Annotated in this window: 8 protein-coding genes; 5 read left to right on the top strand and 3 right to left on the bottom strand. The window is 64.7% G+C overall.

All coding sequences use genetic code 11. From position 1 onward, the window contains the following. Positions 1–147 precede the first annotated feature (147 nt). Positions 148–1,854, top strand: a complete 1,707-nt coding sequence (gene ilvD, locus BH95_RS21690; RefSeq protein ID WP_019666915.1) for a dihydroxy-acid dehydratase — start codon at positions 148–150, stop codon at positions 1,852–1,854. A gap of 91 nt (positions 1,855–1,945) precedes the next feature. On the opposite strand, the gene BH95_RS21685 is transcribed toward ilvD, so the two are convergent. The 3 genes from BH95_RS21685 to BH95_RS21675 form a co-directional block, all read right to left on the bottom strand. Then, positions 1,946–4,024, bottom strand: coding sequence for an MFS transporter (locus BH95_RS21685; RefSeq protein ID WP_027498926.1), 2,079 nt, complete (start codon positions 4,022–4,024; stop codon positions 1,946–1,948). A 213-nt stretch (positions 4,025–4,237) separates the two neighbouring features. Further along, complete coding sequence (locus tag BH95_RS21680; RefSeq protein ID WP_019666917.1) at positions 4,238–4,894, bottom strand: S1 family peptidase; 657 nt, start codon at positions 4,892–4,894, stop codon at positions 4,238–4,240. Positions 4,895–4,982: 88 nt separating this feature from the next. Further along, on the bottom strand, positions 4,983–5,732 hold the full coding sequence (locus BH95_RS21675) for a DUF6319 family protein (protein WP_020112420.1): 750 nt from the start codon (positions 5,730–5,732) through the stop codon (positions 4,983–4,985). Between the two features lie 72 nt (positions 5,733–5,804). Between BH95_RS21675 and BH95_RS21670 the strand changes: the two genes are divergently transcribed. From BH95_RS21670 to BH95_RS21655, 4 genes are all read left to right on the top strand, one after another. Continuing rightward, positions 5,805–6,947: an SGNH/GDSL hydrolase family protein gene (locus BH95_RS21670; RefSeq protein WP_020112421.1), complete on the top strand. Its 1,143-nt coding sequence runs from the start codon at positions 5,805–5,807 to the stop codon at positions 6,945–6,947. A gap of 189 nt (positions 6,948–7,136) precedes the next feature. Further along, positions 7,137–9,461 (top strand): glycerol-3-phosphate 1-O-acyltransferase, encoded by a 2,325-nt coding sequence (locus BH95_RS21665; protein ID WP_020112422.1) that lies wholly within the window; start codon positions 7,137–7,139, stop codon positions 9,459–9,461. Next, a complete protein-coding gene (locus BH95_RS21660; protein ID WP_020112423.1) occupies positions 9,461–10,891 on the top strand; it encodes an HAD-IB family hydrolase in 1,431 nt (476 codons plus the stop codon). Before BH95_RS21665 ends, BH95_RS21660 begins: the two co-directional genes overlap by 1 nt. Next, on the top strand, positions 10,884–11,927 hold the full coding sequence (locus BH95_RS21655; RefSeq protein ID WP_019666922.1) for an adenylate/guanylate cyclase domain-containing protein: 1,044 nt from the start codon (positions 10,884–10,886) through the stop codon (positions 11,925–11,927). Before BH95_RS21660 ends, BH95_RS21655 begins: the two co-directional genes overlap by 8 nt.

Raw genomic sequence — 11,927 nt, 5'->3', positions numbered from 1 at the left:
AGTGGAGCCTGCGGAACGACCCGTTGGAGGCAGGAGTAGAGCCTGCGGAACGACCCCAATTAGGCCAGGAGTGGAGCCTGCGGAACGACCCGGATTAGGCTGACCGTTACGGATACAGCCCATATCCGAGATCAGGTCAGGAGAGCTATGTCGACCGAGAACGATTCGCCGGACGTCAAACCGCGGAGCCGCGACGTCACCGATGGTTTGGAGAAGACCGCTGCGCGAGGAATGTTGCGCGCGGTGGGGATGGGTGACGAGGACTGGGGGAAGTCCCAGATCGGCGTCGCGTCGTCGTGGAACGAGATCACTCCGTGCAACTTGTCCTTGGAGCGCCTCGCGAAGGCGGTCAAGGAGGGGGTCCATACCGCGGGCGGGTATCCGCTCGAGTTCGGCACCATCTCCGTCTCCGACGGTATCTCGATGGGCCACGAGGGAATGCATTTCTCGTTGGTCTCGCGTGAGGTCATTGCCGACAGTGTGGAGACGGTGGTCAGCGCGGAGCGCCTCGACGGCTCGGTGCTTCTGGCCGGGTGTGACAAGTCGCTGCCCGGAATGTTGATGGCCGCAGCGCGATTGAATCTCGCGAGTGTGTTCCTGTACGCCGGTTCTACGCTTCCCGGTTTCGCGACGCTGTCCGACGGTAGTGAGCACCAGGTGACCATCATCGACGCGTTCGAGGCTGTCGGTGCGTGCTCTCGTGGCCTGATGTCGCGCGAGGATGTCGACACGATCGAACGCGCAATCTGTCCGGGCGAAGGCGCCTGCGGCGGCATGTACACGGCCAACACCATGGCCAGTGCCGCTGAGGCTTTGGGAATGTCGTTGCCCGGTAGCGCTTCTCCGCCTGCGCCCGATCGTCGACGCGACGGGTACGCTCGCGCCAGCGGCGAAGCCGTCGTCGAACTTCTCCGACGCGGTATCACTGCGCGAGACATCATGACGAAGAAGGCGTTCGAGAACGCGATCGCCGTCGTCATGGCCTTCGGTGGATCGACCAACGCCGTGCTCCATCTTCTCGCCATCGCCCACGAGGCCGAAGTGGAACTGACGCTCGACGACTTCCGGCGCATCGGCTCCAAGGTGCCGCACCTCGCGGACGTCAAGCCGTTCGGCAAGCACGTCATGACCGATGTCGACGCCATCGGCGGAGTTCCCGTCGTCATGAAGGCGTTGCTCGACGCCGGGCTCATGCACGGCGACTGCCTGACGGTCACCGGAAAGACCGTGGCCGAGAACCTCGCTCACATTGCGCCGCCGGACCCCGACGGCAAGGTCCTGCGTGCGCTGGAAGAGCCGATTCACCCGACCGGCGGCATCACCATCCTCGAAGGTTCGCTGGCCCCGGGCGGCGCCGTCGTCAAGTCGGCAGGTTTCGACTCGGACGTGTTCGTCGGCACTGCACGAGTTTTCGAGCGCGAACGCGCCGCGATGGATGCGTTGGAGGACGGCACGATCTCCGCGGGCGATGTCGTCGTCATCCGATACGAAGGCCCCAAGGGCGGACCGGGAATGCGAGAAATGCTCGCGATCACCGGTGCCATCAAGGGCGCGGGACTCGGTAAGGACGTCCTGTTGCTGACCGACGGCCGATTCTCCGGCGGTACAACGGGACTGTGCGTCGGACATGTCGCGCCGGAAGCCGTCGACGCCGGACCCATCGCCTTCGTTCGCGACGGTGACCGGATTCGCCTCGACGTCGGAAAGGGAACCCTCGACCTCCTCGTCGACGACGCTGAACTCGAATCCCGCAAGGAAGGTTGGGCACCTCTACCGCCCCGCTACACCCGCGGTGTCCTGGCCAAGTACGCCAAGCTCGTCGGTTCCGCATCCGACGGTGCGGTACTGATCTAGCGCGTGACCCCATCGCTCGAATCGTCCGTTCACACGAACAGACAGCGTGTGAGGCGTTTTCGAGCGATGGGGGTGGGACGCAATCCCTGTACTAGAGCGGCATGGACCAGACGGAGCTCGAGCGCTCTTTCAGGTCGGTGCACTTGCGGCGGACGGAGTCGCCGTACTGGTAGAAGTTCAGCTGATCTTCCCGGACGACGGGCTTGGGTGCCCGTTTCATGACCGGAAGTTCCGCGAGGTCCAGCGCCGCGTCCAGTTCTTCTTCTGCGGTTTCGCGGCGCTTGCGAGCGATGTCGGCCAGGGCGAGGTGGTGGATGGTGAGATGGTCCGACGCTGCGAGGGCAGCTTCCTTCTCGGTGGCGGCCTGGACCTCGTAGACCTTGGCGGCGAGCTGGTAGATGCTGGGTCGGGTGAGTTCGTCGTCGACCACTTCGATTGCCACCGGATCCTGCGTCGACGCCTCGGGCGCAACCTCTTTCCGAGGTTTCTTCACCACGGCATCCGGGGCCGACGGTTGCTCGAGGAGATGCTCCAGCTCGGCAACTTCCTTGGCTGCGTCGGGATCGAATGCAGTGCGGACGGTAGGCACGACGCGCGGGGTGCGGCCGGGCAGCAACACGCCGACCACGACGGTCCCGATGGCGAAGACCACGGCTGCGATCAAAGACGTGTGCACGACGGCGTTCGCGAACGAGCTCACCGCGGTGATCACCAGGTTGTCGGCGTATCCGGTGAGAAAGGTGTTCTCGCGCATGATGTCTGCGACGATCACGGCCCCGGCGACCGAGTCGCCGGACGCTTCGATCGCTTGTGCGGCTTGCGCGGTCGGCTGGCCGTCGGGCCCTTTGCCGGGGAAGTCCGCGAGGTAGTCGACGATGCCGCCGCGGTACGTCGTTGCGAGAACCGAACCGAGAACGGCGATTCCGAGAGATCCGCCCAGTTCCAGCGCAGTGTCGTTGAGCCCGCCGGCGACGCCGAGCTTGCTCTCGGGGAATTCGGCCATGATGGCGTCGGTGCACGGCGACACGCTGAGGCCGATGCCGAGGCCCAGTAGCGCCAGAACCGGAACGAAGTCGACATAGGTTGCGGTGGTGTCGATTCCGAGCATCGAGACCACGGCCAGCGTGCCGACGACCATGCCGGCCGTGACGGTGTACTTCATGCCCACTCGCGGCGTCAGCCATTGTGTGATACCCGAGCCGACGAACACGGCGACCGCCAGAGGGAGCAGGTGCACCCCGGTCGAGACCGGGCCCATGTCGAGTACGAACTGAAGATATTGGGCCACATAGTAGATCGCGCCGAAGGTGACGAGGAAGAACAGCAGGACGGCCAGTACGGCACCGCTGAGGATGCGGGACGAGAACGCTCGGACGTCGAGAAGTGGGCTCGGGTGGCGAAGCTCCCAGGCGACGAACGCCGCGGTACTGAGCGCGCCCACCACGGCGAAGTACGTGGGTCCGACGCTCCAACCGAAGTGCATGCCCTCGATGATCGCGTAGACCACCGTGGACACCGCGAGCACGGAGAGCAGCCCTCCGAGCCAGTCGATCCTGCCCGGGTTCACCGCACGCGACGGCGGCACCAAAGCGACGGCGCCTACGATCCCGATGATCGTGAACGGGATGTTGATCAGGAAACTCGAACCCCACCAATAGCTTTCGAGCAGCCAGCCGGCGAGCAGCGGACCCATCGCGATGGCGAGACCCGACGTGGCGGCCCAGATGGTGACGGCCGTAGCCCGTTCGCGTTTGGGGAACGTCGCCACCAGGAGCGACAGCGTGGCAGGCATGACGATGGCAGCGGCGACGCCCATGACGATGCGAGCGAGAATCACGCCCGTCGTGGCGCCGGTCAGCGCGCCGGCGAGAGAACCCGCCGTGAAGATCAGCAAACCGATGATGAGTGCGCCTCTGCGAGAATACCGATCGCCGATGACGCCGAACAGAAGCATCAAGGCCGCGTACGGCACGGTGTATCCGTCGATGACCCACTGAAGGTCGCTGCTCGACAGGTTCAGATCCAGCGTCATCGCAGGCGCCGCCACCAACAGCGACGTGTTCGCCATGACGACGACGAGCAGGCTCAGGCACAGCACCCCCAGCGCTGCCCAACGTTTCGCGTACGGCTTTTCCATCTCCTGAACAGGAGTCATCGCAAGCAATGTCATGTGTGTTCCCCCCTAGGCACCACACGCGACACACCGCGCGCAGTGCTGTGCAGCCTAGGAAGGATGCGTTAGAGTACGCAATTCTTTGTGGCGGCCGTTACACAAGTGACTGGGAGAGATCCCAACGAACGAAAATGCCGCCGTGTCAATCGAACTGACACGGTGGCATGATCTGTAACGCTGATGACCCGATCGGTGACTCGGAGAGTCCGATCAGGGGATGGGGGCGAAACCTGCTCCGACGGCGTTGCCTGCGTCGATGTGGCGCAGAATCGCGTCGATGTTGGTACCTACCTGCGGTCCGAAGCACGCCACACCGAGGTACGCGTTCACCATGCCGACGAGCGTGGTGCCGACGACGACCGGGCTACCGGAGTCACCTTCGACGACGCACAGCTGCGACCAAGTCTCCTGCGACTGCAGGACGTCCCCGTAGGCGACGCCGCACGTGTTACCGGTGGTGCGGCCTTCCTTGCAGACGATGTTGGGGAACGAGGCGGGAGGACCGACCTGCGTGATGGTCACGTTGCCCACCCGGTTGACCGGAACGACCTTCGCGCGATCGAACTCGATCACCGCGTAGTCGTACTCGGGGTTGGAGAACGCGATGCGTCCGACGACGCCTGCCGACGGGTCGTACTCCGGCACGATCGTGGCGCCTGCTCCACCGCAGTGACCGGCGGTGATACCGACGAGGCGGCCTTCGCGGTCGTTGCCGATGGTCGTCAGAGTGCACTCGGCAGCATCGTCGACGATGATTCCGGATCCGCCCCCCAGCACCGCCGGAGCCGCAGCTGACGCAGTTCCGACGCCGAAGCTCGCAGCAACAGCGGCAGCAGCCACGGCGACGAGCATGAACTTCTTCAACATGTATTCCCTCTCCAGCGGTGTCCGCAGAACCCTAGCAATAAGAAGCACCGATGGACGAGTACCTGACGTCAACAAGTACGCACGAGTACTAAAGGTCCGATTCCAGAGCGGCCAGCATGGACCGGGCTTCCTCGAGTTGGCGGCTGAGCTCCTCCACACGCGACGCTGCCTCTTCTCGCGCGTACGAGATCACGGCTTCCACGGCGTCGCGTGCCGAATCGTCGCCCAGTTCGCGTACCGCGCGGGAGACGGACTCGGGGGACACCGACTGCGCTTTTCCTGGCCTGCGGGCACCGTGGGTGACCGTCACGGACCAGTCGTTGTCCGGCCCGGCGTGGATGGTGACGCTGACGCTGTCCGGCCCCTTCTTTCCCTTCCTCGCCGGCGCAGGCTTGGGCGCAGCAGTCTTGGGCGCGGCAGTCTTGGGCGTGGCAGTCTTGGGCGTGGCGGGCGTCGTCACCTCCGACTTCGGAGCTGCGGATTTGGTGGCCGCAGGCTTGGGTGCTGGGGCCGGCTCGGTCCATTCGGCCACCTCGGGCCCCGGCGTCGACGCCGGTTTCGGTGCCGGTTTGGGTGCACCGCCCGGAGGGTTCCGGGTGATCCGGAGTTCCTCCGCTTCGAACGGGAGCTCGTCGTTGACGCCCTTGGGGCTGATGGTGACGGTGTTTCCGTCGATCGAGACGACCCTCGCCGACGTTCCCTCGGGCAGGCCCAGGCTCGGCGTCGGCTCGATGAGGTACACCGTCGCGCGCCGCCCCTCGGAGAGGGCCGTGGCCAGCGTGTCGAGATTCTCCGGCGTCAGGGAACCGGTGGGCGTCGAACGTCTACGCGGTGGCATCGGTGCATACCTCTCTCGAAAGTGTTTGCGAATACTGTCGCATACTTGTCCCCCGGAACGCAGAATCCATGCATGCGATCGACACCCGTCACCTCCGACCTTCTTCTCGGCGCACTCGATGTCGAGGTCACCGAACGAGGCCTGATTCCGCACCGGCTGCCCGCGTGGACTCGCAGCCGGTTTCCCGACGACCGGATCGCCGGGGCCGAGGTGCAACCGGCGGGAGTTCGGCTGGCTTTCCGCACCGATGCGACAGTCGTCGAACTCGACGCCCTTCCGACGCGGCAGGAGTTCGTCGGACTCCCGCCCCGTCCGTCGGGGATGTTCGACATGACGATCGACGGCGAACTCGTGCACAGCGTGGCGTCGGCTGGTGGCAACGTGCTGTCGATCGACATGGTGACCGGCAGTGTCGATCGAACGGACGGCCCGGTGGTTCCGGTGCGATTCGAGATGACACCCGGCGCCAAGGACGTCGAGATATGGCTGCCGCACAATCAGCACGTCGAGTTGATCGCGCTGCGCAGCGACTCTCCGATCGTCGCCGCATCCACCTCCGAGCGGCAGGCGAGGCCGAGGTGGATCCACTACGGCAGTTCCATCAGCCAGGGATCGAACGCGACGAGTCCCAGCACGACCTGGGTGGGACTGAGCTCGTCGGCGATGGGTTTTTCCGTGACGAACCTCGGGTTCTCGGGCAGCGCGATGCTGGATCCGTTCGTCGCCCGGGTCATGCGCGACGAGCCTGCCGAGGTGATCAGCCTCGAGGTCGGCATCAACCTCGTGAACGGTGACGTCATGCGGACGCGCGCGTTCACGCCCGCGGTCCACGGGTTTCTGGACACGATTCGCGACGGGCACCCCAGCACACCGATCGTGGTGGTGTCACCGTTCTACTGCCCGATCCACGAGAACACTCCGGGGCCAGGCGCATTCGACCCCGACGCACTGGCCGAGGGCGCCGTGCGGTTCGTCGCGACAGGTGATCCGGGGCCGGGGAAGCTGACGCTCACCGTGGTCCGGGACGAACTGCGGCGCGTGTTCGACCAGCGCGAGGATCCGAACCTGTATCTCGTCGACGGTCTGGATCTGTACGGTCCGAGCGACTTCGACGAGTTCCCGCTGCCCGACGGATTACACCCGGACGCCCGTGCTCATCGTCGGATTGCCGAACGGTTCGTCGAGGCGTTCCCCGCCGCACAGAATTATGTGTAACTCGAAGTAACAGATAGATTTGGCTTTGTCGGAGCTTCACTCGACGACGTCCTCCAGCCTACTGCGCGGCAGCCCGAGGGGCATGGCGAGAGCATTGTGAGATAGCCGACCCCAAACCCGCATATAGGCCGCTTCGCCCCCGTAGCCTGGCCGAGTACCTGCGTGCGGTACGGGAAACGGGAGGACTCGATGTACCACGTCGAAGCGAGTGATCAGCGAACAACCGAAGGCCGGCAGGTCTATTTGCTCGACGCAGCGGGGGCTCTCGAGATCCAGGCACTCAACTCGTGGATCGACGCGACGACGCCCGACGGTGAAACTCGTCCTCCGTCGATCGCGCTGTCCGGCGACTCGTCGGGGCAGGTGGCCGAGCTGGTACGCGGGATCGGTGACGACCCCCTGCTGATTCCGCTTCGCGTGACCCTGTCGGCCAAGAAGCGACCCGGATTCCTCCGTCGGGCACTCGCACCGCGCGGCAACTCGCTCCCGACGAAGACCTGGCAACGATGGGTCCAAGGCGACGACCCGGACAGGTCCGCCGTCCTGGTCGGCGAACCCGCGACGCTGGGCGATCTGTCGGCCAAGTTCGAGAAGTCGGGCGGAAGGTCGTTGTCCTCGTTCATCGCCCGCCAGGCCACTCTTGCCCTCGACCGGGCCGAGCGAGACGTCATCGGCTCGGAGTACAAGATTCCGCGCTTCGTCGTCGAGGACATGACCGAACAGAAAAAGTTCCACGACGGCATCGCGGAGCTCGCGCAACAGGTCGGCGAGGACGTACCCGAGGTGGAGCGACGGGTACACACCATCCTCGGCGAGATGGTGGCCACCGAGACCAGGCGGGCGGTCGAGATGTGGGGCACCCTGGGCGCCTACTTCTCTCGCGCGTACAAGGTCGACGTGGACCGAGCTCAACTGCAGAAGGTGCGTGAACTCAACAAGAAGCACCCTCTCGTCTTCCTCCCCAACCATCGCTCGTACCTCGATCCTCTGGTCCTGCGGCCCGCACTGCTTGCCGAAGGGCTGCCACTCAACCACGTGATGGGCGGCATCAACGTCGGTTTCTGGCCCATCGGCCCCATCGCGAAACGCAGTGGCGTCGTGTTGATCCAACGCAAGTTCTCCGACGAGATCTACAAGTGGACGCTGCGTCAGTACATGAGCTTCCTGCTGAGCAAGCGCTTCAATCTCGAGTGGTACATCGAAGGCGGACGTAGCCGCACCGGCAAACTCCGTCCGCCGCGCTTCGGCTTGTTGACCTATCTGGTCGACGCCCTCGAGTCCAGCGACGCCGAGGATGTCTATCTGGTGCCGACGGCCATCACGTACGACCGACTCCACGAGGTCGGCGCCATGGCCGCCGAATCCCACGGCGCGCAGAAGCAAGCCGAGGGAATACGGATGGCCATCGGCTACATCCGCGCCCAGGGCAAACTGCGCGGCAACGTGTACCTCAACTTCGCCGAGCCCGTCTCGGTGCGGTCGATACTCAACGACAACGAGGACAAACGCGTTGCGGTGCAGAAGATTGCGCTGACGGTGTCGCACGCGATCAACGACACGACGCCGGTGACCCCTGCCGCGCTGGTGACGATGGCATTGCTCGGTATCGAAGACCGCGCCCTGAACGTGCACGAGATGTGGGCAATCATCTCGCCTCTTGCGAGCTACATCAAGAGACGCGGTCTCCCGACGGCGGGCGGCATCGACATCAGCGAGGTCGACGTGGTGCGATCCGCCGTCATCGCGCAGGTGAATGCGGGCGTCGTCAAGCGCTTCGACGACGGACCCGAGCCGGTGTTCTATCTCGCCCAGGACAAGCACCTGGTTGCGGCGTTCTTCCGCAACAACGCAATTCACTACTTCGTGATGCGCGCCATCGGCGAACTGGTCGTCCTGCCCGACCTGGGCCAGGGCACACCGTCGACGCCCGAATCGTTGTGGAAGTCGGCGCTCGAGCTCCGCGACCTGCTCAAATTCGAGTTCTTCTTCGGCGACAAGAAGGACTTCGGTGATCGCCTCGAAGCCGAAGTGGCACTGATCGATCCGGATTGGCGCGCCAATCTGGACGATCCCGAGTACTCCTCGCGGCAGCTCGAGTCCCAGGACCTGCATCTCGCTCACCGCGTGTTGCAGCCCATCCTGGAGGCCTATCAGGTGGTGGCGGATCAGCTCATGCTGCAGCCCACCGGAGTCGAGTTCGACAAGGCGTCGTTCGTCACGCATTGCCTCGGCGCAGCTCAGGCCCGCAGGCTTCGGCAACAACTCGACCACAGCGAAGCCATCTCGGGTGAACTCTTCGACACTGCACTGCAATTGGCCGACAATCGCAACCTCGTCGATCCGGGCGGGGAAAACCTTGCGCAGCGCCGACGGGACTTCGCCCGCGAGATCAACGAATGGGCACGGAAAGCGAGAATCGTCCGCGACATGGCCCACCGCATGCTCGACGAGGTGGATCCGTTGACCCTTCCGGCCCCTGTCGCGAGCACCGACGAACGTGAGGACGACGCCTGATGACCAGCCCTCTCGACCTCCAGCTGCAGGCCATCGCCGAGGCACCCGAAGGCCCGGACACTGCGGCGTTCTTCGACCTCGACGGCACGCTGATCAACGGCTTCTCCGCGAAAGCCGTGTTCCTGGAACGCCTGAAGACTCTCGATGTCACCGTTCACGAACTGTGGGAGATCTCGAGCGCCGTCGTGGAGATGCGGATGCGCAACTCCCCCGTCGACAATCTGATGGGCAAGGCCGTCAAGGGTCTAGAGGGACGGCGCGAGGAGGACCTCATGGAGCAGGCATACACGCTGTTCCGCAACGAGATCGCACCGATGATCTACCCGCAGGCCCGCAGGCTCGTCGAAGCACACCGACACGCGGGGCACCGGTTGGTGATGGCTACCTCCGCGACCCCGTATCAGGCCATTCCCGTAGAGCAGGACCTGATGTTCGACGAGTTGCTGTGCACCACACCGGTCGTCGTCGACGGCGTCCTCACCGGCGAACTCGTCGGGACGTCGTTGTGGGGGCCGCGCAAAGCGAAGGCCGTCGCGGATTACGCGGACCGGGAGGGCCTCGACCTGGCTCGCTGTTTCGGATACTCCAACGGCGGCGAGGACGTGCCGTTTCTGGCGGAGGTCGGCCGACCCGTCGCACTCAACCCCGACGAGGAGCTCACCCGGCACGCGGACAAGGCCGGCTGGACGTCGTTGAGGCTCGAGAACCCCAAGCGCGGCACCGACCTGGCGTCGGCTGTTCGCAGTACCGCTGCCCTGGGCTCCGTCCTCGCCAGTGCCGGGATCGGGCTCGGTCTCGGCCTGTTGACCCGCAGCAGGCGGACCGGTGCCAACATCACCTCCTCCATCGCCCCGGACATCGCGCTGACGCTCGCGGGCGTGAAGTTGAACGTCGTCGGCACCGAGAACGCGTGGTCCGCTCGGCCTGCGGTGTTCATGTTCAATCACCAGAGCACCGCGGATTCGATCATCGTGGCGTCGATCCTCCGTCGCGACATCACCGCCGTCGCCAAGCGGGAACTCGAACGCGACCCGCGCTTCGCTCTCCTCGGCAAGATCTTCGACGTCGCCTACATCGACCGCGGCGATCCAGCCCAGGCCAGAGAGGCCATGGCCCCGGCCATCGAGAAGTTGCATTCCGGCATTTCCGTGGCGATCGCGCCCGAGGGCACCCGGATGCCGACGTCGCGGCTCGGCCGGTTCAAGAAGGGCGGCTTCCACCTCGCGATGCAGGCCGGCGTACCCATCGTTCCCATCGTCATCCACAACGCAGGCGACGTGATGTGGAAGAAGGATTTCACCGCGCACTCCGGTACGGTCGATGTCACCGTCGGCGAGCCCATCTCCACCGAGGACTGGGTTCCCGAGAAGATCGACAACTACATCGACGACGTCCGGTCCTTTTTCGACAGAACGCTGGGACATGCCTGAAGAACAGATCAACTCGGTCGTGCAGAGAGAAATCGAAAAGAATCTGCTGGGGGGAACACCGAAATACACGCGCACGGATATCGTCGAGAAATCGGGGATACCGCTCGAGCGAGTAATTCAATTGTGGATCGCGATGGGCTTCCCGGTTCACACCGACGCCGATGCCGTCGTGTACACCGACGCGGACCTCGATGCTCTGCGCATGATCACCGGTCTCACCGAGCAGAAGGTCATCCGGCCGGACATGGAGGTCGCCATCGCGCGCACCCTCGGTCAGACGATGTCCAGGCTCACCGAATGGCAAGTGGGCGTTGTGAACAGTCACATACACGACCGCGTCGCCGAGGGACGTGACGCCGAGGGCCGGGACGCCGACGAGCTCGCGAGCCCCGCAGACCTCGACGCCATCCGCCGCGACGCGCGCGAGATCGCGGCGCAGACGGTGCCGACTCTCGAAGCCCTGCAGTCCTACACCTGGCGCAGGCATCTGGCGGCCACCGCCGGCCGCGCCATCGCCGATCCGGGCGAGGAGACCACCAGCCGTACCTTGGCCGTCGGTTTCGCCGACATGGTCGGATACACCAGCCTGACGCGACGCCTCGCCATCGACGAGCTCACCGAACTGCTCGAGCAGTTCGAGTCCGTGGCCACCAACATCATTGCGCGCGGTCGTGGTTCGGTGATCAAGAACGTCGGCGACGAAGTGATGTTCAGTGCGCAGACGCCCGAGGACGCCGCCCACATCGCCCTCGATCTCCAGGATGCGTTCGCGACCTACGAGGACATGCCCGAGCTCCGCGTCGGAATCGCCTGGGGACCGGTGCTTGCCCGTTACGGCGACCTCTACGGTTCGGTCGTCAACATGGCTGCGCGCCTGACCAGCTCGGCGCACCCGGGAACCATCCTGGTGGACACGACGCTGACGGAACTGCTGAGGGAAGATTCCGAGTTCTACCTCAAGTCTCTTCGCTCCCTTCGTGTTCGCGGCTTCCACAAGCTCAAGCCGCACGCACTGCGAAGGAACAGAAGAGACTGA

The sequence above is a fragment of the Rhodococcoides fascians A44A genome, assembly GCF_000760735.1.
GTDB classification, from domain to species: Bacteria; Actinomycetota; Actinomycetes; order Mycobacteriales; family Mycobacteriaceae; genus Rhodococcoides; species Rhodococcoides fascians_E.
The sequence above is the reverse complement of the archived record's forward strand: the minus strand, read 5'-3'. Positions and strand labels throughout refer to the sequence as shown.

Excerpts from the sequence above, each read along its gene's own strand:
- BH95_RS21660 (WP_020112423.1), top strand. The coding sequence starts at position 9,461 with ATGACCAGCCCTCTCGACCTCCAGCTGCAGGCCATCGCCGAGGCACCC.
- BH95_RS21665 (WP_020112422.1), top strand. The coding sequence starts at position 7,137 with ATGTACCACGTCGAAGCGAGTGATCAGCGAACAACCGAAGGCCGGCAG.
- BH95_RS21675 (WP_020112420.1), bottom strand. The coding sequence starts at position 5,732 with ATGCCACCGCGTAGACGTTCGACGCCCACCGGTTCCCTGACGCCGGAG.
- BH95_RS21680 (WP_019666917.1), bottom strand. The coding sequence starts at position 4,894 with ATGTTGAAGAAGTTCATGCTCGTCGCCGTGGCTGCTGCCGCTGTTGCT.
- BH95_RS21655 (WP_019666922.1), top strand. The coding sequence starts at position 10,884 with ATGCCTGAAGAACAGATCAACTCGGTCGTGCAGAGAGAAATCGAAAAG.
- BH95_RS21670 (WP_020112421.1), top strand. The coding sequence starts at position 5,805 with ATGCGATCGACACCCGTCACCTCCGACCTTCTTCTCGGCGCACTCGAT.
- BH95_RS21685 (WP_027498926.1), bottom strand. The coding sequence starts at position 4,024 with ATGACATTGCTTGCGATGACTCCTGTTCAGGAGATGGAAAAGCCGTAC.
- ilvD (WP_019666915.1), top strand. The coding sequence starts at position 148 with ATGTCGACCGAGAACGATTCGCCGGACGTCAAACCGCGGAGCCGCGAC.